We start from the raw sequence: 23,844 nt of genomic DNA, 5'->3' as shown, positions 1-23,844 counted from the left end.
ATGGCACGGAAACCGCTGATCGCGGGCAACTGGAAGATGAACCTCAACCATTTCGAGGCCATCGCCCTGGTGCAGAAGATCGCGTTCACCCTTCCCGGCAAGTACCTCGAGAAGGTCGACGTGACGGTGATACCGCCGTTCACCGACATCCGCTCGGTGCAGACGCTGATCGAGGGCGACAAGATCGGGCTCACCTACGGTGCACAGGACGTGTCGGCCCACGAGTCCGGTGCCTACACCGGCGAGATCTCGGGTGCGATGCTCGCCAAGCTCGGCTGCACGTTCGCGGTTGTCGGGCACTCCGAGCGTCGCACACTGCACGGGGAGACGAACGAAGTCGTCAGGGACAAGGCGAAGGCCGCGCTCGCGCACGGCCTCACCCCGATCGTGTGCATCGGCGAAGGCCTCGACATCCGCGAGGCCGGCACGCACGTCGAGTACAACGTGGGGCAGCTGAAGAGTTCGCTCGCCGGTCTGTCGGCCGAGGACATCGCGAAGACGGTGATCGCGTACGAGCCCGTGTGGGCCATCGGCACGGGCAAGGTGGCCTCGGCCACCGACGCTCAGGAAGTATGTGCCGCGGTGCGTGCCACCCTCGCCGAGCTCGCCTCCCCCGAGATTGCGGCCGCTGTTCGGGTCCTCTACGGCGGTTCCGTCAACGCCAAGAACGTCGGTGAGCTCATCGCTCAGCCCGACGTCGACGGTGGTCTCGTGGGCGGTGCGTCACTCAAGGCCGACGAGTTCGCGCAACTGTCGGCGATCGCTGCCGGCGGTCCGCTGCTGTAAGGCGCCGCCGATTCGAGCCGGAACGGTTGTGGGAGTCTCGAGGCGCCCACAGCCGTTCCGGCTTCGGACGCGCAACCGATCAGTCGACACCCACGAGGTAAGCTGACGGCCGACGTCACCCACCAGCTGAAGGACACTGAACACAGACATGGCACTGTTCCTGGACATCCTGCTGATCGCCACCAGCCTCCTGTTGATCCTGCTGGTGCTGCTGCACCGCGCCAAGGGTGGCGGCCTGTCGAGCCTGTTCGGCGGCGGAGTCCAGTCGAGCCTGTCCGGCTCGACCGTCGCGGAGAAGAACCTCGACCGGGTGACCCTGTTCGTCGGCATGATCTGGGTCATCTCGATCCTCGGTATCGGGCTGCAGATCAAGTTCAGCTGACGCCGTAGCGGTCGCGGAGCGGCAATCGCCCGCGGATACTGTCCCCATGACCGACACCGCTCCGGCTTCGGCCACCGAACCGCTCCGCGACGACATTCGACTGCTCGGCGGCATGCTCGGCACCGTCGTCCGAGAACACGCGGGCGACGAGATCTTCGACCTCGTAGAAGCTGCGCGCGTCGCCAGCTTCCAGATCCGGCGTTCCGAACTGGAGCGCCCCGAACTGGCCGCGCGCCTCGCCGCGGTCCCCACCGCCGATGCCATACCGGTGGTGCGCGCATTCAGCCACTTCGCGCTCCTGGCGAACCTTGCCGAAGACCTCCACCGCGGGCGTCGACGGGCCGTCCACGTGCGCGCCGGCGACCCGGCTCCGGCCAGTTCCCTCGCCGCAACCTACACCCGACTCGACGCAGCGCATCTCGACCGCGACGCCGTCGCTGATGCACTCGCTGCCGCGCTCGTCGCACCCGTCATCACCGCGCATCCGACCGAAACCCGGCGCCGCACCGTCTTCGATGTGCAGACCGCGGTTGCCGACCTCATGCGTCGCCGCGAATACACCGTCGACCCGCGGGCTCGTACGGCACTCGAGAAAGACCTACACCGACAGATCCTGACGTTGTGGCAGACGGCGCTGATCCGGTTGTCCCGGCTGCGGATCAGTGACGAGATCGAGAACGGTCTGCGGTACTACGAGCTTGCGCTGTTCGACGTCGTCCCCGAACTCAATGCCGAGGTCCGCCGCGAACTGCGACGCCGCTGGCCCGGTGCGGCGATCCTCACCCAGCCACTCGTGCGGCCCGGATCGTGGATCGGCGGCGATCGCGACGGCAACCCCAACGTCGACGCCGACGTCGTGGTGACGGCCTGCGACCGGGCGAGTGCCACGGCGCTGCGCCACCACCTCGGTGAGCTCGCGGCGCTCGAACGCGAGCTGTCGATGTCCGGCCGGATCACCCCGGTCACCGAACAGCTTGGTGCGCTTGCAGACCGCTCCGGCGACGACGATCCCGCCCACAGCGACGAACCGTATCGTCGCGCGGTCCACGGGATCCGCGGTCGGCTCTCCACGACGGCGGCGCAGCTGCACCCGGGGATCGAACTGCCGAACACCGTCGATACCGCACGCGGCGGCTACGACACGCCGGCGCAGCTGCTCGCCGACCTCGGAGTCCTCGACGCATCACTGCGCAGCGCGGGCAGTGCCGTGATTGCCGACGACCGCCTGGCCCGGCTCCGCGGCGCTGTCGAGGTGTTCGGATTCCACCTCGCCCCGCTGGACCTCCGCCAGAACTCGGAGGTCCATGAACGCGTAGTCGCTGAATTGCTGGCCTGGGCGGGGGTGACCGACCGTTACAGCGAACTCGACGAGGACGCCCGCGTTGCCCTGCTCATCGCGGAACTGCGCGTTCGTCGCCCGTTGACCACACCGCAGGCGAATCTGAGCGAGGAGACCGCGAAGGAACTCGCCATTCTGCGTGCCGCCGCGGGCGCGGTACGACGCATCGGGCCTGCAGCAATCGAACATTACATCATCAGCATGTGCACCTCCGTGTCGGACCTGCTCGAAGTGGAGGTGCTGCTCAAGGAGGTCGGCCTGCTCGACCTCGACGCCGGGTATCCTCGATGTACGGTGCAGGTCATCCCCCTGTTCGAGACGATCGAGGACCTGCGCGGGGGCGCCGCGACCCTGACCGCAGCGCTCGCCGTCCCGGAGTTCCGCAGCCTCGTCGACGCCCACGACGGCGTGCAGGAAATCATGCTCGGATACTCGGATTCGAACAAGGACGGCGGCTATCTCGCCGCGAACTGGGCGCTGTACCGGGCCGAACTCGACCTGGTGGACGCGGCGCGCGCCACCGGAATCCGGCTCCGCCTGTTCCACGGACGCGGCGGCACCGTCGGCCGTGGCGGCGGGCCGAGCTACGATGCGATCCTCGCGCAGCCGCCGGGTGCGGTGAACGGGTCGCTACGCCTGACCGAACAGGGTGAGGTGATCTCGGCGAAGTACCGCGACCCCGTGCTGGCCCGCCGCAACCTCGAAGCGCTCGTCGCCGCCACGCTCGAATCCACGCTCCTCGACGTGGAAGGGCTCGGCGCCGACGCACCCGAGGCGTACCGGGTCTTCGATGAGCTGGCCCGCCTCGCGCACCTCGCCTACCGGGATCTCGTGCACGACACTCCGGGCTTCGTCGAGTACTTCACCACCTCGACCCCCGTCGCGGAGATCGGTGATCTGAACATCGGGAGTCGCCCGGCGTCCCGCAAACCGACGAAGGCGATCGCCGACCTGCGCGCCATTCCGTGGGTGCTCGCCTGGACCCAATCGCGCGTCATGCTGCCCGGTTGGTACGGCACGGGAAGTGCCGTCACGGAATGGATCGGCGACGACCCCGACCGGCTGTCGACGCTGCAGGAGCTCTACCGTCGGTGGCCCTTCTTCCGGTCCGTGCTGTCGAACATGGCGCAGGTCATGGCCAAGTCGGATCTCGGGTTGGCTGCCCGGTACTCGGAACTCGTGGAAGACGAAGCGCTACGCGCGCGAGTGTTCGGCCGGATCGTCGCCGAACACGAACGCACCGTCCGGGTGTACCTGCAGATCACCGGGTACGACTCGCTGGTCGCCGACAATCCTGCCCTGGAACGGTCGCTGCACAACCGATTCCCGTACCTCGAACCGCTCAACCACCTGCAGGTCGAACTGCTGCGGCGATATCGTGGCGGTGAAGACACCGATCAGGTCAGGCGCGGAATCCAACTCACCATGAACGGACTGGCCACCGCCCTGCGCAACAGCGGCTGAGATTCCCGCGAGAAAGTTTTCCGGTGGTGTGTCGATTCGAGATGGGTCCGTTCGTCGTCATCATGTACGGCAACCCGGCCGCACATTCCCACACAGGAGGACCACCATGAAGTACATGTTGATGATCTACGCAGATACCGGCTCCGACATCGAGCCCACCTGCGACTTCGAGGATTGGCAGCGATACGACAAGGAGTTGAAGGAGGCGGGAGTCTTCGTCTCCGGACATGCCCTCGACGACCTCGTCACCGCCACCTCCGTTCAGGTGGACGCCGACGGCCGCCGCAGCGTCACCGACGGGCCGTTCGCGGAGAGCCGCGAGGTGCTCGGAGGATACGACGTCATCGATGTCCCGAACCTCGACGTCGCACTCGACTGGGCAGCACGCTGCCCGGGGTCACGCGGCGGTGGCCGGGTTGTGGTGCGACCCATCGCGGAGTTCGGGGCGTAGAACCGTGACCGACCCGGACACCTCTGCCGACACCGCGCTACGGGTCGAGGCGGTGTTCCGGGAGGAACACGGTCGGCTGCTCGCGGCGCTCGTCCACCGGTTCGGTGATCTCGACCTCGCAGAGGAAGTCGCGTCCGAATCTGTTGAAGCGGCATTGAGGCACTGGCCGGTGGACGGCGTCCCGGACCGACCCGGCGCCTGGTTGCTCACCACCGCGCGGAGACGCGCTCTCGATCGCCTCCGCCGTGATCGCACCTACACCGATCGGCTGGCGATCCTCGCGGTGGAAGCCGAGAGATTCGAATCCGCGCAGGCTCCCGTCGGCGATGACCTGCCCGACGACCGGCTCGAGCTTTTCTTCGCGTGCGCGCATCCGGCCTTGTCGCCGGACGACCGCATCGCGTTGATCCTGCGGTGCCTCGCCGGACTGAGTACCGGCGAGGTTGCGCGTGCCTTCCTCGTCCCGCACAAGACCATGGCCCAGCGGATCGTGCGGGCCAAGAAGAAGATTCGTGGTGCACGCATCCCGTTCCGTGTACCGCGATGCGACGAGCTTCCCGAGCGGTTGCCGGTGGTCCTCGGCGCCGTGTACTCGATCTTCACCGAAGGATACGCAGCGAGCTCCGGAGACGCACTGCAGCGCCTCGACCTCGCGGAGGAAGCGATCCGCCTGGCCCGGATCCTGCACCGGCTGATGCCCTCGGAGCGCGAGGTGACCGGGCTTCTCGCGCTCATCCTGCTCGTGCACGCCCGTCACGAAGCACGCACCGACCCTTCGGGTGCGCTGGTGCTGCTGGACGACCAGGACCGCACACGATGGGACAGAGCGATGATCCGCGAAGGCACAGGTCTCGTCGGCGAGGCATTGACCGGGGGACACCCTGGCCCGTACGCCGTGCAGGCGGCGATCGCGGCGGTGCACGACGAATCGGAGCGAGCCGGTGATACCGACTGGCCGCAGATCGTCGCGCTCTACGACGTACTGGTCGCCCTGACGCCGTCGCCGATCGTGGCGTTGAATCGCGCGGTGGCCGTTGCGATGCGCGACGGTCCCGCAGCGGGACTCTCTCAGCTCGACGAGCTGGCCGGGGAGCCGACCCTGCGCGAGCACCACCCGTATGTCGCGGCCCGGGCCGAGCTGCTGCACCTCCTCGGACGCCACGGCGAAGCTGCCGAGTTGTACCGGCGCGCGCTGGACCTCGCCGGTACCGAGCCGGAACGTCGGTACCTCGCGATGAAGCTCAGCGAGATCACCCGGCAGTGAGATCTCAGCAGCGAACCCCGGCAGGGACTGTGCAGAAGGGGTGCCTGGAACATCACCGGTACTCGTCGGCGAGATCCGGATACTCGTCCCACCGTGGGAGCTGTGCCCCGGCCAGCGCGGCCTCGAATCGGTCGAGATAGTACTGCCAGCCGGGGCCGATCTCCCCGGCCTGAGACCGGGGCACGTGTCGATGGGCGAACTCGACTGTGGTGACCTGACCGATCGAGTGCAACGCGACGTCGAGCAACCATCCGTCGATGTCGACGACGAAACCCGTCGGTGGAGTACATTTCAGCACCCGCACATCGGTGGTGCTGGTGTCGTGCTGGTCGGTCGTCGTCAGGCGAATCCATCCGGTCATCGGATCGCCGGTGTACGTGCCGTACCAGCGCGAGAGGGATTCGGGGTCGGTCAGGGCCGTCCACACCTCACCGAGCGGGCGGACGACCACACGCTGGTACTGCAACGTGACCAAGGACGAGCCGACCGGGCAATCCTGCTCGGGGCGAATCGCTCCGGGGGTGGTCGTCGGGGTGCTCATCGCGACACTCCTCTCCCGCGTTCTGTGCCTGTGCTCTACCCATTGTCGCGCAGCACGCGGACGATCCGATGACGTAATCGCCGCGAAAGGGAACCGTTCGGACATTCGCCGCGTCGAACTTGACGAGAGGGAAATCACGCGGCGACACGCCGCGGCAACCACGTGAGGAGCCCGCCGCATGGATCCACGCACGGCGCGATGCGTACCGACCAGGTCACCACTGAGGGCGCTGCGCGCGACGAGTGGTCCGCGTTCGCTGACGCGGATACGGTGCGTGCACGTGGGCGGGGCCACGCCGCAGCAACGGCCGGGTCAGGACGATCCGGATCGGAACGGACCGGAGGAGTGACTGCGGTGGGCGCGGCGACTACCGGATGAGCGTCTGCGGAGCGCAGATCGGTAGGACGATCAGGACTTCGGAAGGTCCTCTGCCGCAGCAGGATCGACGAACCACACGGTACGTTCGGTGCCACGGGCGCCTGCCGCGGGCCAGTCCTGCGGGTCGGCGCCACCGACCGCGGCGGCGACCGCTTCGGCTTTGGTGTCGCCGGTGACGAGCAGCCACACCTGTCGCGCCCGCTGAATCGCGGGCAACGTCAACGTCACCCGCGCAGGCGGGGGCTTCGGGGAATCGTCGAGGCCGACCACGAACCGGGTATTCTCCCGCACCGCATCCGTGTGCGGGAACAACGAATTGATGTGCCCTTCACCGCCCATGCCGAGCAGATGCACATCGAAGGCGGGCACGGTGCCGTCGGGGGAGTGCTGCGCGAGCATCTCCGTATACCGCTTGGCAGACTCCTGCGGGGTGGCGCATTCGTCTTCGCCGAGCGCCGGCATCGTGTGGATGCGGGACGGATCGATCGGCACGAGATCGAGCAACGCCGCGCGGGCCTGCACCTCGTTGCGGTCGGGGTGGCCGGGGGGGAGGAATCGTTCGTCGCCGAAGAACACATTCACCGCCGACCAATCGATGCCGCCCTGAGCGCGGCGGACATGGTCGAGCATCGCGATACCGGTACCCCCGCCGGTCAAAACCACAGATGCCTGCACACGTTCGCGTTGCGCGGTGACGATCGCCTCGACGAATTCCGCGGCAGCAGCTTTCGCCACCGCATCGGCATCAGCGAGCTTCGCGATCTCCACGGTACCGAACTCAGACATATTCCACCTTCGACAGTTCGGCCAGCGCGGCCTCGTAGATTTCGTCGGGATCGAGGCGTCGCAGTTCCTCGGCGAGACACTCGGCAGAATCGCGGCGTGCCAGCGTGATCAGCGCGTCGGGCTTGTCGGTGCGCTGCAACGTCGCGACTCGACCGTCCTGCGGCCGATCGAGCACGATCGTCTGGGTTTCGGTGTGCAGTTCGACGCGCAGTTCGCCGACTGCGCGCTGCACCGGGCAATCGAGCCGGCTCGCGAGCCATCCGGCCAGCAAATCGACCGCGACCTCCCCGTGAAGGCCCGACACTTTCGCCGAGAGCACCTTCTCGTGGGGCGGTTGATCCAACGCGGAGACGAGCAGTGCACGCCAGTACGTGATCCGGGCCCAGGCAAGGTCGGTGTCGCCGGGCCGGTACCCGGTGAGCCGTCCCACGATGTCGGCCCGCGGATCGATCGCGTTGGTGGCGTCGGTGATACGCCGCACCGCGAGCTTCCCCACCGGATCCCGCGCCGGAACTGGAGGTGCCTGATTCGGCCACCATGCAACCACCGGTGTATCCGGAAGCAGGAACGGCACGACGACCGATTCCTGATGGTCGCCGAGTTCGCCGTGCAACGCGAGGATCAGCACCTCGGAGGCACCGGCCTCACCGGCGACCCGGATCTCGGCATCGAGTCGGGGTGGGCCGTCGGCGCGCCCCCGGCCGATCACGACGACGCGACACGGATGTTCGCGGGACGCATCGGTCGCCGCCGAGATCGACGCCTCGAGGCGGCGTGCGTCGCCGGCGCACACGATCAGGGTCAGCACGCGGCCCTGGGTGACAACACCACCCGTGCGCCGCAGTTCCACGATCTTCTTGCTGACATCGACGGCGGAGGTGTCGCGCAACTGGACCCTCACGGTCGCCTCCATTCGCGACCGGACCGGCGCAGCATCTCATCGGCGGCCGCCGGACCCCACGTGCCCGATTCGTATCCCTCGGGGCGACCCGACTCCGCCCAGTGCTCGAGCACCGGATCGAGGATGCGCCAGGACAATTCGACCTCCTCATTCACCGGGAACAGTGACGGTTCGCCGAGTAGTACGTCGAGCAGCAGACGTTCGTATGCCTCGGGGGACGATACCGTGAAGGCCTGACCGTAGCTGAAGTCCATGTTCACGTCACGGACCTCCATCTCGGAGCCGGGCACCTTGGAGCCGAAGCGCATCGTGACACCTTCGTCGGGTTGGACCCGGATGACGAGAGCATTCTGGCCGAGTTCCTCGGTCATCGTGGTGTCGAACGGTAGGTGCGGTGCGCGCTTGAACACCACCGCGATTTCGGTGACGCGGCGACCGAGCCGTTTGCCGGTGCGGAGGTAGAACGGCACGCCCGCCCACCGGCGGGTATCGACCTCGAGGGTGATCGCGGCGTAGGTCTCGGTCGCCGAATCGGATGCGAAGCCCTTCTCCTCGAGCAACCCCACCACGGGCTCGCCGCCCTGCCAGCCCGCGGTGTACTGGCCGCGTGCCGTGGTCGCGTCGAGAGGCTCGGCGAGGCGGGTCGCGGAGAGCACCTTGATCCTCTCGGCGCGCAACTCGGTCGGCGCGAAACTGACCGGTTCCTCCATCGCTGTGAAGGCAAGCAGCTGCAGCAGGTGGTTCTGGATGACGTCGCGGGCTGCGCCGATCCCGTCGTAGTACCCCGCACGACCGCCGAGGCCGATGTCCTCGGCCATCGTGATCTGCACGTGGTCGACATAGTGTGCGTTCCAGATCGGATCGAACAGCTGGTTCGCGAAACGCAGCGCCAGGATGTTCTGGACGGTTTCCTTCCCGAGATAGTGGTCGATGCGGAACACCGAATCTTCGGAGAACACCTCGCCGACGACGGAATTGAGTTCGCGGGCACTTTCCTGGTCGTGCCCGAAGGGCTTCTCGATCACCACGCGGCTCCACGCCCCGTTCTCCGGTTCGGCGAGCCCGGAGCGGGACAACTGCCCGCACACCACCGGGAACGCCACCGGCGGCACCGAAAGATAGAACGCGTGGTTTCCGCCGGTACCGCGTTCACGATCGAGTTTTTCGAGTGTCGCGGCCAATTCCTCGAAGGCGCTGTCGTCGTCGAAGGAGCCCTGTACGAAGCGAATTCCCTCCGAGAGGCGCTGCCACACCTCTTCGCGGAACGGAGTACGCGAATGGTCGCGCACCGCGTCGTGGACGAGTTGACCGAAGTCCTCGTCGGCCCAGTCTCGCCGGGCGAAACCGACCAGCGCGAATCCGGGCGGCAGCAGACCTCGATTGGCCAGGTCGTATACCGCGGGCATCAGCTTCCGTCGGGCCAGGTCGCCGGTGACCCCGAAGATCACCAAGGCGCATGGCCCCGCGATGCGGGGAAGTCGACGGTCTCTGGCATCCCGCAGCGGATTGACCCACGCCGCCGCGCCGGATTCGCGCACGCTCAGCCCTCCGCGCCCGGAGCGTGGGCAGCCAACTGCTCAGAGGTGGCCGTCAGCAACTCGTTCCACGACACCTCGAACTTCTCGACGCCTTCGTCCTCGAGCTTGCGGAAGACGTCGGGCAGATCGACGCCGATCTTGGTGAGCGCATCGAAGACTTGCTGGGCGGCCGAAACGGTGCCGGTGACCGTATCGCCGGTGATCTCGCCGTGGTCGGCGACGGCCTCGAGGGTCTTCTCCGGCATCGTGTTGACCGTGTTCGGCGCCACCAGTTCTGTGACGTACAGGGTGTCGGGGTAATCGGGGTTCTTCACACCCGTCGACGCCCACAGCGCGCGCTGCGGGTGGGCACCCGCGGACTCGAGCGACGGGAATCGTGCACCACCTTCGAACGCCGCGCGGTACGCCGCGTAGGCGAGACGAGCGTTGGCGACCCCGGCCTTGCCGCGAAGAGCGAGCGCGGCATCGGTGCCGATGTTCTCGAGACGAGGATCGATCTCGGTATCGACGCGGGAGACGAAAAACGACGCCACCGACCGGATCTGCGACAGGTCGTGACCGGCCGCCTTCGCCGCGGTGAGACCGTCGAGGTAGGACTCGATCACCCGTTCGTAGCGAGCGACCGAGAAGATCAGCGTCACGTTCACGCTGATGCCCTCACCGATCACACGCGCGATGGCCGGCAGGCCGGCCACCGTCGCCGGGATCTTGATGAAGAGATTCGGGCGGTCGACGATCTTCCACAGCTCGATCGCCTGCTGAACCGTCTCCTCGGTCTTGTGCGCCAGCCGGGGGTCGACCTCGATGGACACACGGCCGTCGAGTCCACCGGATGCCTCGAAGACCGGGGTGAGCACATCGCACGCCGCACGCACGTCGTCCGTGGTAGCGGCAAGGATCGTGGCGTCGACGTCGGCTCCGGACGCAGCGAGCTCCCGGATCTGCGCGTCGTACGCGTGCCCCTTCGACAACGCGGCCTGGAAAATCGATGGATTGGTGGTGACGCCGACGATGCTGCGGGTGGCGACGAGTTCGGCGAGATTACCGGACTCGATGCGCTCACGCGACAGGTCGTCGAGCCACACCGACACGCCCTGGGCGGAAAGTTGCGCCAACTTCTCGTTCTGGGTGGAAGTCTGCTGGGTCATCGGGTTCATCCCTTCACACGGGTGAGCGAGCGGCGGGCGGCGTCGACGACGGCCTCGGCGGTGATGCCGAACTCGCGGTACAGGGTCTTGTAGTCGGCGGAGGCGCCGTAGTGCTCGAGCGAGACCGGCTCGCCGGCCTCACCGAGGAGCCGGTACCACGGCATTGCGAGGCCGGCCTCGACCGAGACGCGAGCCTTGACCGTCGGGGGCAGCACCTCGTCGCGGTAGGCCGGATCTTGTTCGAGGAACCAGTCGAGGACCGGAACCGACACCACTCGCGTGGGGACGCCGTCGGCTTCGAGCGTGGTGCGGGCAGCGACGGCAAGCTCGACCTCGGAACCGGTTGCGAGCAGCACGACCTCGGGGGTGCCGTTCGACGCCTCGGCAAGCACGTACGCGCCACGGGAGACGCCCTCGGCGCCCTTCTCGCGGGTCCCCTCGAGTACCGGCACATTCTGGCGGGTCAAGGCGAGCGCGGTGGGCCCGGTGCGGTTCTCGAGCGCCGCCTTCCACGCGAACGAGGTTTCGTTGGCATCCGCCGGGCGGATCACCGCGAGGTTCGGGATGGCCCGCAGCGCGGTGAGGTGCTCCACCGGCTGGTGGGTCGGACCGTCCTCACCGAGACCGATCGAATCGTGGGTCCACACGTAGATCGCCGGAGTCTGCATCAGGGCGGCGAGACGCACCGCGGGACGCATGTAGTCGGAGAACACGAGGAAGGTCCCCCCGTACGGGCGGGTCGGGCCGTGCAGCGCGATGCCGTTGAGGATCGACCCCATGGCGTGCTCGCGGACACCGAAATGCAGGGTGCGGCCGTACGGCTGTGCCGTCCAGTCCTTCGTCGAGATGGACACCGGTCCGAACGACTCGGATCCGGAGATCGTGGTGTTGTTGCTGCCCGCGAGGTCGGCGGAGCCACCCCACAGCTCGGGCAGGAGGGGGCCGAGGGCCGCGAGTGCCTTACCCGACGCGGCGCGCGTGGCGGGCCCCTTCTCGATCGGCTCGTACGTGGGAAGCGCGTCGACCCAGCCGACGGGGAAGGCGCCCGCGTGCAGACGATCGAAGAGTTCCTTGCGACCGGGCTCGCGCGTGGCCCACGCATCGAAGTCGGCCTGCCAGGCTTCGCGTGCCTTGGTGCCGCGATCGACGACCCGGCGGGTGTGCTCGATCACCTCGGCGGCGACGTCGAAGCTCTTCTCCGGATCGAACCCGAGCGCGGACTTGACCGCGGCGACCTCGTCGGCGCCGAGCGCAGCACCGTGCGCATCGCCACTGTTCATCTTGGTCGGGGCGGGGTAACCGATGATGGTGCGCACCGAGATGAACGACGGACGATCGGTGACGGCCCTGGCGTTCTCGACAGCTTCGAGCAACGCGGAGACGTTCTCGCCACCCTCGACGGTCTGCACGTGCCAGCCGTATGCCTCGTAGCGCTTCGCGACGTCCTCGCCGAGGGCGATCGCGGTGTCGTGCTCGATGGAGATCTTGTTGTCGTCGTAGAAGACGATCAGGTTGCCGAGTTCCTGCACCCCGGCGAGCGAGGACGCCTCGGAGGTGACGCCCTCCTCGATGTCGCCGTCGGAGGCCACCACGTAGATGTAGTGGTCGAACGGGCTCGAGCCCGGTGTGGCGTCGGGGTCGAACAGGCCACGCTCGCGACGGGCTGCCATCGCCATACCCACGGCGGAGGCGAGTCCCTGGCCCAGCGGGCCGGTGGTCATCTCGACGCCGGCGGTGTGCCCGACCTCGGGGTGTCCGGGTGTGAGCGAACCCCACGTGCGCAGCGACTCGAGGTCGGCGAGTTCGAGACCGTAACCCGACAGGTACAGCTGCACGTACAGCGTCAGACTGGAATGCCCGCACGACAGCACGAAGCGGTCGCGACCGACCCACTTCGGGTCGGTCGGGTCGTGTCGCAGCACCCGCTGGAAGAGCGTGTAGGCCAGCGGAGCCAGGCTCATTGCGGTGCCCGGATGCCCGTTTCCGACCTTTTGGACGGCGTCGGCGGCGAGAACCCGCGCGGTGTCGACGGCCTTGGTGTCCAGGTCGGTCCAGTCGGCGGGGTGGACCGGCTGGGTGAGGGTGCGGATCTCGTCTGTGATCGACACGAGCTTGAAGTCTCCTGACATGGGGGTACGGGGCGTCGGCGGGCGCAAATGCCCCACGCGCACCTCCAGAGTAATGCCCGGTGGTGAGCGGGTCGATTCGGTGCGTAGATGGCCGCGGTCTACCATCGTCCGTAGTAGTGGTGCGTCCGAACGACCGGGCGACCGTGAGCGGGCGAGCGAAGGTGCGTATTCGCGTGGTGCAAGGAGACAGTGTGCGAGCAGGGCGGCGACCGGGAGGTCACGGCTTGGGCGCCCCGGAGGTTCCCGCCACGCCACGACCGGACACCGCCTGGGGCCGTATTTCCGGCACGGTTCTCGCCTATCTCGCGTTGACGAAACCGCGGGTGATCGAGCTACTGCTGGTCGCTGCGATTCCCGCGATGCTCTTCGCGGATCGTGGCCAGGTCGACATCGGTTTGATCCTGAGCACGTTGTTCGGTGGCTGGATGGGTGCGGCGAGCGCGAACGCCCTCAACTGTGTCGTCGACGCCGACATCGACAAGGTGATGAAGCGCACGGCGCTGCGTCCGCTGGCGCGTCAGGCGGTACCGACCCGCCACGCATTCGTGTTCGGCATGGTCCTCGGCATCGCATCGTTCGTGTGGCTGTGGTGGCGCGCCAATCTGCTGGCGGGTCTGCTGATCGTGGCCACGATCGCGTTCTACGTTCTCGTCTACACGATGGTGCTCAAGCGTCGCACCTGGCAGAACGTCGTGTGGGGCGGGGCCGCAGGGTGCATGCCGGTCATGGTCGGCTGGGCCGCGGTCACCGGGTCGTTGAGCTGGGAACCGATCGTATTGTTCCTGGTGATCTTCTTCTGGACCCCGCCGCACACCTGGGCGCTCGCGATGCGCTACAAGGAGGACTACAAGGCAGCCGGGGTGCCGATGCTTCCGGTGATCGCCACCGAGCAGCATGTCACCAAGCAGATCCTGTTCTACACGTGGGCGACGGTCCTCGCGACACTGGTCATCGTGCCTGCCGCCGGTGTCGTCTACGCCGTGGTCACGGTGCTGGCGGGAGTGTGGTTCTTGTTCGTCGCGCACCAGCTCTACAACAGCGTTCGCGGCGGCGCGTCCGTCAAACCACTCAAGCTGTTCCTGCAATCCAACAACTACCTCGCGGTCGTGTGCCTCGGCCTGGCAGTCGATTCGGTGCTGGATCTGGCGACCATCGGGTCGTACTTCTGAGTCAGTTCGCTCAGGGGAGCAGCACGATCGATCCGGTGGTGCGCCGCGACTCGAGGTCGCTGTGCGCCGAGGTTGCGTCGGCGAGGGGATACGTCGCGCCGATCCGGATGGTCAGCGTTCCCGCTGCGATCGCCGCGAACACGTCACCGGAGCGCCACCGCAGCTCTTCGCGGGTCAGCGTGTGGTGCGCCAACGTCGGACGGGTGACGAACAACGACCCGGCCGGATTGAGGCGCTGCAGATCGAATGGGGGCACCGGGCCGCTCGCCGCTCCGAACAACGCGAGGGTGCCGCGGATGCGCAGTGACGCCAACGACGCTTCGAAAGTCGAGGCGCCGACCCCGTCGTACACCGCGGCCACTCCGTCACCGCCGGTGAGCGACCGCACCTGATCGGCGAGATCGTCGTCGTAGCGTAGTACCTCGGCGGCACCCGCCTGGCGCGACAGGGTCTCCTTCTCGTCGGTCGAGACCGTGGTGATCACGCGGACGCCTTTGGCGATGGCGAGCTGGGTCAGGAGGAGCCCCACGCCCCCCGCCCCCGCGTGCACGAGCACGGTGTCGCCGGGCTGCGCCGGATAAGTCGATTCGATCAGATAGTGCGCCGTCATTCCTTGCAGCAGCACCGACGCGGCCTGCTCGGCGGGTACCGCGTCCGGCACGGGCACCGCTACTGCTGCCGGGACGCGGACCAGTTCGGCGTACGAACCCGGCGCCGCGCACCACGCCACCCGCTGCCCGACGGCGATGTCGGCGACATCGGAGCCGATGCCCACGACTGTGCCGGTCCCTTCCGAACCCGGGACGTGTGGCAGATCCGTGGCGTACATCCCGCTCCGGAAATAAGTGTCGATGAAGTTGACGCCGATGGCGTCGGTCCGGACGAGAAGATCGCCGGGGCCGGGTTCGGGGTCGGGGAGTTCGGTCGGGACGAGGACTTCCGGACCGCCGTACTGTGCCACTTGGATTGCGCGCATACGACCACAGTATTCTGCAGTCATGAGCGTCGAAACCCAGACCGCGCCGGCACCGGCCGACATCGTCTCGTCCCTCCGCAGCTTCGTCGCCGAGCACGGCGAGACCGCGAAGGCGGTCATCCAGCCCATTGGATACTCCGGTGTGCGGATCACCGTCGTCGCCGAAGACGGTGTGCTCGGTGATCGTGTGGTCGCCGACCTGCCGACCGCTCACGCTGTGGTCGAGGCACTGCCCGGCGTCTCCGTCTCCGGGTGGGAACGCGAGGTGACCAGCATCGCCACACCGGCCCAGGGGCACTGGAAGAAGATGGCAGGCTGGGTCGCGAAGCAGACCCGCTTCCCGAAAGCGCGCAACGAACGCTGACCGCGCCCGCCTGACGAACGTATCGGCCGCCCGAGATCATCGGGCGGCCGAAGTCTTCTCTGTGCAGGAAACTCAGACTGCGATGGGCTCGCGGTCCGGTGTATCGGTACGAATCCGCCCTGCAGCCCAGACGGCTGCGGTCGCTGCGGTGCACAAGCCCGCGCCGGCGACGTGCATGACCACGAGCACAGCCGGTACGTCAGTCCAGAACTGGATCAGACCGATCGAGGACTGCGCGACGACGAGGGCCAGTACGACCTTGAGACGCCGCTTCACAGCGTCGGTGGCGCTCACCGCGTACACCGCGAAGGTGAGACCGACGAGTAACGCCAGATAGGCGACGAGAGCCTCGGCGTGCAGGTGCACGAGCGTGGTGATATCGATGTCCAGGCGCGGTACCGGTCGATCGACGCTCTTGTCGCCTGCGTGCGGGCCCGCGCCGGTGACCATCGTGCCGACGATCAGGACCGCGGCGAGCGCGGCACCGGAGAGGGCGGTCAGCCACCGTAGGGGCTGGGGGAGTATCTGCACCACGACCCCGTCATCGGGTTCGCCGACCTTCGCGAAGAGCACGGTGGCCAGCCACACCATCACCATCGACACCAACAGGTGGATGGCGACCGTCCACCACAACAGACCGGTCAGGACGGTGATACCGCCGATGATCGCTTGAAGTACTGTGCCGGCGGGCAACAGCCACGCCCAGGCGATGACTTCGCGCCGGCGACGTGCACGCGTGACTGCGAGCACGATCGCGGCCGCGGCGATGACCACGACGAAGGTGAGCAACCGGTTCCCGAATTCCACGATCTGGTGCAGCGTGTTCACACCGCTGGACACACCGACGGGAACCAGGGAACCGGGAAAACACTGCGGCCATGTGGGGCAGCCGAGCCCGGATGCGGTGACGCGCACCACGGATCCGGTCACGGCGATGCCGCCCTGCACCACGATCGACAGGAACGCGATGATCCGCTGTGTCCGCAGGGACGGCAGAGGGAGACGGTCGACAAGACTCATATAGCCGCGATACAGCACGGCCACGATAGTACGTCTCTGTCCACTACGGCCTGTAGTTGGGGTGTTTCGGTCGAATGTCAGGTGAACCGGAACCAACGGGCAGCGGCTGCGCCACCGAGCAGGGCCCACACCGCCATCACCACGATCGACAACCAGTCGACCGCACCCGCGATCGCCGAGTCGAGCGCGAGCGTCAATGCGCCCGACGGCACCAGCCGCACCACGTGCACGAGTGCTTCGGGGATCACGTTGTCGAGGAGCACGACACTGCCGATGCCGAGCAGGACGAACCACACGATGTTCGCGACCGCCAGCACGATCTCTGCGCGCATCGTGCCGCCGAGAAGAAGCCCGACGGTCGCGAACATCACTGTGCCCAGGGCGATGACCACTGCTCCGATGAGCAGTCCCCCCGCGCTGGGACGCCAGCCCAGCGCGAGTGCGATGCCACCCAGGAGAATTGACTGCATCGCCACTACGATCGCTACCGAGGCGCTCTTACCTGCAATGATGCCCCATTTTGGGAGGGCAGTCGCGCCGATCCTTTTCAGTGCACCGTATCTGCGGTCGAATCCGACCGCGATTGCCTGACCGGTGAACGCGGTGGACATCACCGCGACCATCATCACCGCGGGCAGCACCCGATCGACGCGGGCGTCGCCGAGATCCCCGAGGGGCAGGAGGGTGAGTCCGACCAGCAGGGTGATCGGGATGAACATCGTCAGCAGAAGCTGCTCGCCGTTGCGTAGCAGTAGCGTCAGTTCCATCCGGGTCTGCGCGGCGAGCATCTTCACAGGTGTGTTGGGCTGCGGATCCGGCGTGAAGGTGCCGGGGGTGAATCGGTTGTCGACCAAGCGGTCGCGGGGCGTCACACTCAACCTCTCAGTTCCCGTCCTGTGAGTTCGAGGAACACGTCCTCGAGGCTTCTCTGGTCGACCCGGATCTCGGTGGCCAGCGCACCTTGCTCGGCGCACCATGCGGCGGCCGCGGCGACCACGGACGGATCGATATCGCCTTCGACGAGATAACGACCGGGTAGCGCTTCACGCACCCGGTAGGGGTCCGTCAGCGCAGTCCGCAACGAGTCGACGTCGAGGTCGGGTGGCGCCGACAGCCACAGTTGGCCCTCCGCGCCGGTCCGGGTGACCTCCTCGGGAGTGCCCGAGGCGACGACCTTGCCGTGATCGATGATGACGATTTCGTCGGCGAGCTCCTCTGCCTCGTTCATCAGATGGGTGGTGAGCAGTACGCTCACTCCGTCGCGGCGCAGGGCGTCGATCAGTTCCCACACCAGCAACCGGGCCTGCGCGTCCAATCCGGCAGTGGGTTCGTCGAGGAACACCAGTTCGGGGCGCCCGACGAGCGCGCACGCCAACGCAAGACGCTGCTGCTGCCCGCCGGAGAGCCGCCGGTACGGGGTGCGACGGGAATCCTCCAGGCCGAGGCGGTGCAGCAGCCAAGCGGGATCGAGCGGATCGGCGGAGTAGGCCGCGACTAGATCGAGCATCTCCCCGGCCTTGGAACCCGGGTAGGCGCCGCCGCCCTGCAGCATGACTCCGATCCGTGGCCGCAGGAGGTCGGACTGGGTGATCGGGTCGAGTCCGAGGACGCGAACGGTGCCCGCATCGGGGGTGACGAACCCTTCGCACATCTCCACGGTGGTGGTTTTGCCTGCACCGTTGGGACCGAGCAGGGCAAGCACCTGAGCGGGTTCGACCGTCAGATCGAGTCCGTCGACCGCGGGCACACCCCCGAATTTCTTGACGACGCTGTCCAGGCACACGGCCGGAGCCGCACCTGCGGCAGATTTCGAGGTCACGGGTTGCCAGCGTAGGCGTCCGCGGATTCTGTGGGGCGCGCCGGTAGGTGATCCTCATCGCGCCACGGCAGCAGAGTGCGGGTCGCGACGATCATGAGACCCGCGACGACGATTGTGGCGATGGCCGCCTGCACGATGATGAACGGTTGGTATTCGCCACCGTTGGGCATCAGAATCACGCTGACCACCGACGAGAACACGACCGTCGGGATGCGGAAGATCGGCCGGGTCGCCCACGCCGCCAGCGGAATCACCGCCCACAACAGATACCAAGGCTGGACCACCGGGAACAACAGCACGATCGCGCCCAGCGAGACACCCAGTGCGCCGACGGGATGCACTCGCCCGGTCAGGACGGCCAGCAGCATTCGCACCGTGACGAACGCCGCCACCAGCGCGGCGATGGGCCGTGTGATGGACAACACCGCGGTGGTGTGGTCGCCGAGACCGAGCAGTACTCCGGCCAGGCCGGTGCCCACGCCGAGCAGGGTCGGCACCGACATCCAGCTGCGGACCTCGGTGGCAGTGCTCAGAGTGTCGGTCCAGCCCAATCCGAGGCCGCTGCCCCAGCTGATCGCCGCGATCACGGCGACGGCAACGACGCCGAGTGCCGCCGCCGCCGTGAGTACCGAGCGCACCGATCCGCCCCATCTGCGGGCCAGCGCCATACCGACGAAGCCGAGAGCGAGCAGCGACGGCACCTTGATCATCGATGACAACGCGATCACCGACGTGCCTGCGGCAAGCCATGCGACGACCTGCCATCGCGGCGTGCGGCCGGTGTCGCTGTAGACCCCCCGCAACGCCAGTTCGACACCGGCGAGCATGAGTCCGAGCATCAAAGCCTCGTTGTGGATGCCCGCCACCAGGTGGAACAACAGAAGCGGGTTCGCCGCACCGAGCCACAGTGCGCTGACCGATGCCACGCCGCATCTCCGAGCGAGGCGTGGCAGGGCCCACACGATCAACGCCACGCCGAGCAAGGCGAACAGCCGGTGCACGAAGATCCCTGCGACGATGTTCTCGCCGGTCAGGAAGGTGACCTTTTCGCCGAGCCAGATGAAGGCGGGCCCGTACGGGGCGGGGGTGTCGCGCCAGATGTTCGGCACCGTCCGGGTCAGTACGTGATCGACGCCGAGCGCACCGGCGGGGCCGATACCGTACGGGTCCATGCCCCGTGCGGCGATCTCGCTCTGCGCGAGATAGGAATACACGTCCTTGCTGAACATCGGCGGCGCGACGATCAGGGGGAGGATCCACAACAACAGGGTGCGATCGAGCTGCGACCGGGTCAGCCGGCGCGGTTGTCCGTCGGGGTCGCTGCGGCCGATTGCGAAACGCCCGAGCAGAAGCCACGCAAGGACGACAAGGACCGTTCCCGTCATCGTCAGGGTCAGTGCGGCGCTGGGCATCCGGGCGGCGAGCCCGAGTGCGCGGACACCCTGTACGGGATTCTGCAGTACCGGTTGTGCTCCGGCGCCGAGTGCGCCGACGGCCATGAGGACGGCGCCGGTCGCGCCGAACAGCCGGATGCGGTGCAACTGGACAGTCTCGGTGCCATCGAGCCCGCGTCCTTCGGCCTCGTCGCCGTGCAGGACGGTGGCCACATCGAGTCGTGCGCCCCGGCCGTCGATGCCGAGGGCACGTCGAGCGAGCGTGAGCGCGCGAGTGCCGATTCCGGGCCCGTCGAAGGCGTGATCCGAGGCTGAATCGGGTTCGGGTGAAGTCGACGGCACTCAGGAAGCCTAACGGGCGCGGGGAACGCCCGGAATGCGCGCGGTGTGGCGTCTGTTCCCACGGTGAGGAAGGGCACCCTTGGTGGACCGACGTCCTGAATTCCGTCACACTGGTGTTGTGAAAAGCCCGTCAGAGTTCGTGGAGCATGCAGAACGTGCAGGTCAAACGCCTGCCGGTGGTTCTGCGCGTCTCGCGGCCGGACGTGAACACCAGGAAGGTCAAACGCGCGCCGCGGTCGTGCAGTTGCTGGTCGAGAACGGACCGATCACCGCCACCGCCATCGGAGAGCGGCTCGGTCTGAGCGCAGCAGGCGTGCGCAGGCACCTCGATGCCCTCATCGACTCGGGTGAGGCTCAGTCCGTCGTGCCGCCGCGCGCGAAGACCCGAGGCCGCGGCCGGCCCGCACGACGTTTCCAGCTCACCTCCGTCGGTCGTGCCCGGCTCGGGCACTCGTACGACGATCTCGCCGGCGCGGCCATGCGACACCTGCGGGAACTCGGCGGCGCCGCCGCGATCGAGGATTTCGCGCGCCGCCGGGTCCAATCCATCGTGGGCGGGATCGAACCCGCCGAATCGGACGACCAGATCGACACGGTCGCCGACGAGATCGCCGAGGCGTTCAGCGCGGCGGGATTCGCGGCGTCGACTCGCAGGGTGGGTACCGGTGTGCAGATCTGCCAGCACCACTGCCCGGTCTCCCACGTCGCCGAGGAGTTCCCCGAACTGTGCGAAGCCGAACAAGACGCATTCGTGCAGCTGCTCGGTAGTCACGTGCAACGTCTCGCGACGATCGCCAACGGCGACGCGTTCTGCACGACCCACGTGCCGGTCCTCCCGGCCAAAGAGACCTCGGCGTCGGTCCTGCCGGCCAAGGAGCCGCCGAGCCCGTGATCCGCCGAGAACAGCCGAACACCAGACAACCCGAAGTTCGTCCGTCGGTACAGCCCGCGCCGACAACCACCCCACTCCGGAAGGAGCCCGCATGACCGTCACATCGGACCAGACGTCCAGCGCCGGCACACCGCTGACGCAGGAAGAGGCCATCGAGTCTCTCGGCCACTACGAGTACGGCTGGTCGGACTCCGACGCCGCCGGCGCGGTGGCGCAGCGAGGCCTGTCCGAGGACGTCGTGCGCGACATCTCCTCGAAGAAGAACGAGCCCGAGTGGATGCTCGATATCCGCCTCAAGGCATTGCGCACCTTCGACAAGAAGCCGATGCCGGTGTGGGGCTCGAATCTCGACGGGATCGACTTCGACAACATCAAGTACTTCGTGCGTTCCACGGAGAAACAGGCCGCGAGCTGGGACGACCTGCCCGACGACATCAAGAGCACCTACGACAAGCTGGGTATCCCGGAAGCGGAGAAGCAGCGCCTCGTGTCAGGTGTCGCCGCCCAGTACGAATCCGAGGTGGTCTACCACCAGATCCGAGAGGACCTCGAGTCGCAGGGTGTGATCTTCCTCGACACCGACTCAGGTTTGCGCGAGCACCCCGAACTGTTCCAGGAGTATTTCGGCACGGTGATCCCGGCCGGCGACAACAAGTTCTCCGCGCTCAACACCGCGGTGTGGTCGGGTGGCTCGTTCATCTACGTCCCGCCCGGTGTGCACGTCGACATCCCGCTGCAGGCCTACTTCCGGATCAACACCGAGAACATGGGCCAGTTCGAGCGCACGCTGATCATCGTCGACGAGGACGCCTCCGTCCATTACGTCGAAGGCTGCACGGCGCCGATCTACAAGTCGGACTCGCTGCACTCCGCGGTCGTCGAGATCATCGTCAAGAAGGGCGGCCACTGCCGTTACACGACGATTCAGAACTGGTCGAACAATGTCTACAACCTGGTGACCAAGCGCACCAAGGTCGAGGCAGGCGGCTCGATGGAGTGGATCGACGGCAACATCGGTTCGAAGGTGACGATGAAGTACCCCGCGGTGTGGATGATGGGTGAACACGCCCGCGGTGAGGTGCTCTCGGTCGCGTTCGCCGGTGAGGGCCAGCACCAGGACACCGGCGCGAAGATGCTGCACCTGGCGCCGCACACGTCCTCGACGATCGTGTCGAAGTCCGTCGCGCGCGCGGGCGGGCGCTCCTCCTACCGCGGGCTCGTGCAGGTCAACAAGGGCGCCTACGGCTCGAAGTCGACCGTCAAGTGCGACGCACTGCTCGTCGACCAGATCAGCCGCTCCGACACCTACCCGTACGTCGACATCCGCGAGGACGACGTGACGATGGGCCACGAGGCCACCGTCTCCAAGGTGAGCGACGATCAGTTGTTCTACCTGATGAGCCGCGGCCTGAACGAGGACGAGGCGATGGCGATGATCGTGCGCGGTTTCGTCGAGCCCATCGCCAAGGAACTGCCGATGGAGTACGCACTCGAGCTCAACCGGCTCATCGAACTGCAGATGGAAGGGGCAGTCGGCTAAATGACTGCGGAAGCGAAGAACATTCCCACCGCCGCACCGGTCGCGGACCCGCAGGCTGTGCCTGCCACCAACAAGGGAGAAGTGTTCACGTCGTTCGACGTGAATGCTTTCGAGATCCCCGGAGGCCGCGACGAGGCGTGGCGGTTCACCCCCCTGCGCCGACTGCGGGGACTACACGATGGCACTGCCGTCGCCGATGGTTCCGCGACCATCGAGGTCAGCGAAGTCGACGGTGTCGGTGTCGGTGTCGAGACCGTCGGCCGCGACGACACCCGACTGGGTCAGGGCGGTGTGCCGTTCGACCGGGTCGCGGCGCAGGCGTACTCGTCGTTCGAGACAGCGACCGTCGTCACCGTCGGTCGCGAGGTCGAGGTCGCCGAACCCGTCACCATCACTGTGACGGGGCCGGGCGAAGACCATGTGGCCTTCGGGCACCTGCAGATCCGGCTCGACGCATTCGCGCAGGCCACTGTCGTGCTGGACCAGAAGGGCAGCGGCACCTTTGCGGAGAACGTCGAGTTCGTGCTCGGCGACAGCTCGCAGCTGAGGATCGTCGCGATCCAGGATTGGGCCGACGATGCCGTGCACGTCGCGGCACACCATGCCCGCCTCGGGCGCGACGCCGTGCTGCGGCATTTCACCGTCGGGCTCGGCGGCGACCTGGTACGCATCTCGGCTACGGCCAAATACGACGGCCCCGGAGGCGACGCCGAACTGCTCGGTCTGTACTTCGCCGACGACGGACAGCATCTCGAACAGCGGCTGCTCGTCGATCACTCGCAGCCGCACTGCAAGTCGAATGTGGTGTACAAGGGTGCGCTCCAGGGCGACCCCGATTCGGGTAGGCCGGATGCGCGCACGGTGTGGATCGGCGACGTCCTCATCCGCGCCGAGGCCGAGGGCACCGACACCTTCGAACTCAACCGCAACCTGGTACTCACCGATGGGGCGCGCGCCGACTCGGTGCCGAACCTCGAAATCGAGACCGGCGAGATCGTCGGGGCCGGACATGCGTCCGCGACCGGCCGTTTCGACGACGAACAGCTGTTCTACCTGCGTGCCCGCGGTATTCCGGAGGATCAGGCTCGACGTCTCGTCGTGCGCGGCTTCTTCCATGAACTGCTCGAGAAGATCACCGTGCCCGAGGTCCGCGCGCGTCTCGAAGCCGCGGTCGAGGCCGAACTCGCTGCGGTCGGCGTCTGATCCACCCCCGCCGTCACT

At 67.1% G+C, this 23,844-nt stretch carries 21 protein-coding genes; 10 read left to right on the top strand and 11 right to left on the bottom strand.

The genetic code is table 11. The features are described from left to right. The 5 genes from tpiA to ACZI8W_RS08810 all read left to right on the top strand — a co-directional run bounded on the left by tpiA (window position 1) and on the right by ACZI8W_RS08810 (window position 5,686). A complete protein-coding gene (gene tpiA / locus ACZI8W_RS08830; RefSeq protein WP_463368122.1) occupies window positions 1-786 on the top strand; it encodes a triose-phosphate isomerase in 786 nt (261 codons plus the stop codon). Between the two features lie 148 nt (window positions 787-934). Then, the gene (gene secG / locus ACZI8W_RS08825; RefSeq protein ID WP_463368121.1) at window positions 935-1,168 is read left to right on the top strand and encodes a preprotein translocase subunit SecG; all 234 of its coding nucleotides are present in this window, start codon (window positions 935-937) and stop codon (window positions 1,166-1,168) included. 46 nt (window positions 1,169-1,214) lie between these two features. Next, window positions 1,215-3,971, top strand: a complete 2,757-nt coding sequence (gene ppc / locus ACZI8W_RS08820) for a phosphoenolpyruvate carboxylase (RefSeq protein ID WP_463368120.1) — start codon at window positions 1,215-1,217, stop codon at window positions 3,969-3,971. Between the two features lie 106 nt (window positions 3,972-4,077). Beyond that, entirely contained in the window at window positions 4,078-4,422 is a 345-nt protein-coding gene (locus ACZI8W_RS08815) for a YciI family protein (protein WP_463368119.1), read from the top strand. Between the two features lie 4 nt (window positions 4,423-4,426). Next, window positions 4,427-5,686 (top strand): RNA polymerase sigma factor, encoded by a 1,260-nt coding sequence (locus ACZI8W_RS08810; RefSeq protein WP_463368118.1) that lies wholly within the window; start codon window positions 4,427-4,429, stop codon window positions 5,684-5,686. Window positions 5,687-5,738: 52 nt separating this feature from the next. Here the strand turns inward: ACZI8W_RS08810 and ACZI8W_RS08805 are convergent, their stop codons facing one another. From ACZI8W_RS08805 to tkt, 6 genes are all read right to left on the bottom strand, one after another. Then, entirely contained in the window at window positions 5,739-6,227 is a 489-nt protein-coding gene (locus ACZI8W_RS08805) for an SRPBCC domain-containing protein (RefSeq protein ID WP_463368117.1), read from the bottom strand. Between the two features lie 408 nt (window positions 6,228-6,635). Beyond that, window positions 6,636-7,391 carry a 6-phosphogluconolactonase gene (gene pgl / locus ACZI8W_RS08800; protein ID WP_463368116.1) on the bottom strand — a complete coding sequence of 252 codons (756 nt, stop codon included), beginning with the start codon at window positions 7,389-7,391 and terminating at the stop codon, window positions 6,636-6,638. Then, window positions 7,384-8,292: a glucose-6-phosphate dehydrogenase assembly protein OpcA gene (gene opcA, locus ACZI8W_RS08795; RefSeq protein ID WP_463368115.1), complete on the bottom strand. Its 909-nt coding sequence runs from the start codon at window positions 8,290-8,292 to the stop codon at window positions 7,384-7,386. The genes pgl and opcA overlap by 8 nt, the downstream gene beginning before the upstream one ends. Beyond that, window positions 8,289-9,830: a glucose-6-phosphate dehydrogenase gene (gene zwf / locus ACZI8W_RS08790; protein ID WP_463368114.1), complete on the bottom strand. Its 1,542-nt coding sequence runs from the start codon at window positions 9,828-9,830 to the stop codon at window positions 8,289-8,291. The genes opcA and zwf overlap by 4 nt, the downstream gene beginning before the upstream one ends. Before the next feature lie 2 nt (window positions 9,831-9,832). After that, entirely contained in the window at window positions 9,833-10,978 is a 1,146-nt protein-coding gene (gene tal / locus ACZI8W_RS08785; protein WP_463368113.1) for a transaldolase, read from the bottom strand. A 5-nt stretch (window positions 10,979-10,983) separates the two neighbouring features. Further along, on the bottom strand, window positions 10,984-13,086 hold the full coding sequence (gene tkt / locus ACZI8W_RS08780; protein WP_463368112.1) for a transketolase: 2,103 nt from the start codon (window positions 13,084-13,086) through the stop codon (window positions 10,984-10,986). A 212-nt stretch (window positions 13,087-13,298) separates the two neighbouring features. On the opposite strand from tkt, the gene ACZI8W_RS08775 reads away from it, so the two are divergent. After that, on the top strand, window positions 13,299-14,276 hold the full coding sequence (locus ACZI8W_RS08775) for a heme o synthase (RefSeq protein ID WP_463368111.1): 978 nt from the start codon (window positions 13,299-13,301) through the stop codon (window positions 14,274-14,276). A gap of 10 nt (window positions 14,277-14,286) precedes the next feature. Here the strand turns inward: ACZI8W_RS08775 and ACZI8W_RS08770 are convergent, their stop codons facing one another. Continuing rightward, window positions 14,287-15,252, bottom strand: a complete 966-nt coding sequence (locus tag ACZI8W_RS08770) for a quinone oxidoreductase family protein (protein ID WP_463368110.1) — start codon at window positions 15,250-15,252, stop codon at window positions 14,287-14,289. Between the two features lie 22 nt (window positions 15,253-15,274). Here ACZI8W_RS08770 and ACZI8W_RS08765 point away from each other — a divergent pair, with 22 nt between their 5' ends. After that, window positions 15,275-15,616, top strand: coding sequence for a hypothetical protein (locus ACZI8W_RS08765; protein ID WP_463368109.1), 342 nt, complete (start codon window positions 15,275-15,277; stop codon window positions 15,614-15,616). 72 nt (window positions 15,617-15,688) lie between these two features. On the opposite strand, the gene ACZI8W_RS08760 is transcribed toward ACZI8W_RS08765, so the two are convergent. The 4 genes from ACZI8W_RS08760 to mptB are packed head-to-tail and all read right to left on the bottom strand — an operon-like array spanning window position 15,689 to window position 20,131. Beyond that, the gene (locus ACZI8W_RS08760) at window positions 15,689-16,654 is read right to left on the bottom strand and encodes a COX15/CtaA family protein (protein WP_463368108.1); all 966 of its coding nucleotides are present in this window, start codon (window positions 16,652-16,654) and stop codon (window positions 15,689-15,691) included. A gap of 59 nt (window positions 16,655-16,713) precedes the next feature. Then, window positions 16,714-17,514, bottom strand: a complete 801-nt coding sequence (locus tag ACZI8W_RS08755) for an ABC transporter permease (RefSeq protein WP_463368107.1) — start codon at window positions 17,512-17,514, stop codon at window positions 16,714-16,716. Further along, the gene (locus tag ACZI8W_RS08750; RefSeq protein WP_463368106.1) at window positions 17,511-18,455 is read right to left on the bottom strand and encodes an ABC transporter ATP-binding protein; all 945 of its coding nucleotides are present in this window, start codon (window positions 18,453-18,455) and stop codon (window positions 17,511-17,513) included. The genes ACZI8W_RS08755 and ACZI8W_RS08750 overlap by 4 nt, the downstream gene beginning before the upstream one ends. Continuing rightward, entirely contained in the window at window positions 18,452-20,131 is a 1,680-nt protein-coding gene (gene mptB, locus ACZI8W_RS08745) for a polyprenol phosphomannose-dependent alpha 1,6 mannosyltransferase MptB (RefSeq protein WP_463368277.1), read from the bottom strand. Before mptB ends, ACZI8W_RS08750 begins: the two co-directional genes overlap by 4 nt. A gap of 178 nt (window positions 20,132-20,309) precedes the next feature. Between mptB and ACZI8W_RS08740 the strand changes: the two genes are divergently transcribed. The 3 genes from ACZI8W_RS08740 (at window position 20,310) to sufD (ending at window position 23,826) form a co-directional block, all read left to right on the top strand. Beyond that, entirely contained in the window at window positions 20,310-21,083 is a 774-nt protein-coding gene (locus ACZI8W_RS08740; RefSeq protein ID WP_463368105.1) for a helix-turn-helix transcriptional regulator, read from the top strand. A 91-nt stretch (window positions 21,084-21,174) separates the two neighbouring features. Continuing rightward, entirely contained in the window at window positions 21,175-22,623 is a 1,449-nt protein-coding gene (sufB, locus tag ACZI8W_RS08735; protein ID WP_463368104.1) for a Fe-S cluster assembly protein SufB, read from the top strand. After that, window positions 22,624-23,826 (top strand): Fe-S cluster assembly protein SufD, encoded by a 1,203-nt coding sequence (gene sufD / locus ACZI8W_RS08730; RefSeq protein ID WP_463368103.1) that lies wholly within the window; start codon window positions 22,624-22,626, stop codon window positions 23,824-23,826. Window positions 23,827-23,844 lie beyond the last annotated feature (18 nt).

The organism is Rhodococcus ruitaii (genome assembly GCF_055230935.1).
Note: the sequence above shows the minus strand (reverse complement) of the source record. Positions and strands in the feature narration are given on the sequence as shown.

Excerpts from the sequence above, each read along its gene's own strand:
- tpiA (WP_463368122.1), top strand. The coding sequence starts at position 1 with ATGGCACGGAAACCGCTGATCGCGGGCAACTGGAAGATGAACCTCAAC.
- secG (WP_463368121.1), top strand. The coding sequence starts at position 935 with ATGGCACTGTTCCTGGACATCCTGCTGATCGCCACCAGCCTCCTGTTG.
- ppc (WP_463368120.1), top strand. The coding sequence starts at position 1,215 with ATGACCGACACCGCTCCGGCTTCGGCCACCGAACCGCTCCGCGACGAC.
- ACZI8W_RS08815 (WP_463368119.1), top strand. The coding sequence starts at position 4,078 with ATGAAGTACATGTTGATGATCTACGCAGATACCGGCTCCGACATCGAG.
- ACZI8W_RS08805 (WP_463368117.1), bottom strand. The coding sequence starts at position 6,227 with ATGAGCACCCCGACGACCACCCCCGGAGCGATTCGCCCCGAGCAGGAT.
- pgl (WP_463368116.1), bottom strand. The coding sequence starts at position 7,391 with ATGTCTGAGTTCGGTACCGTGGAGATCGCGAAGCTCGCTGATGCCGAT.
- tal (WP_463368113.1), bottom strand. The coding sequence starts at position 10,978 with ATGACCCAGCAGACTTCCACCCAGAACGAGAAGTTGGCGCAACTTTCC.
- ACZI8W_RS08770 (WP_463368110.1), bottom strand. The coding sequence starts at position 15,252 with ATGCGCGCAATCCAAGTGGCACAGTACGGCGGTCCGGAAGTCCTCGTC.
- ACZI8W_RS08765 (WP_463368109.1), top strand. The coding sequence starts at position 15,275 with ATGAGCGTCGAAACCCAGACCGCGCCGGCACCGGCCGACATCGTCTCG.
- sufB (WP_463368104.1), top strand. The coding sequence starts at position 21,175 with ATGACCGTCACATCGGACCAGACGTCCAGCGCCGGCACACCGCTGACG.
- sufD (WP_463368103.1), top strand. The coding sequence starts at position 22,624 with ATGACTGCGGAAGCGAAGAACATTCCCACCGCCGCACCGGTCGCGGAC.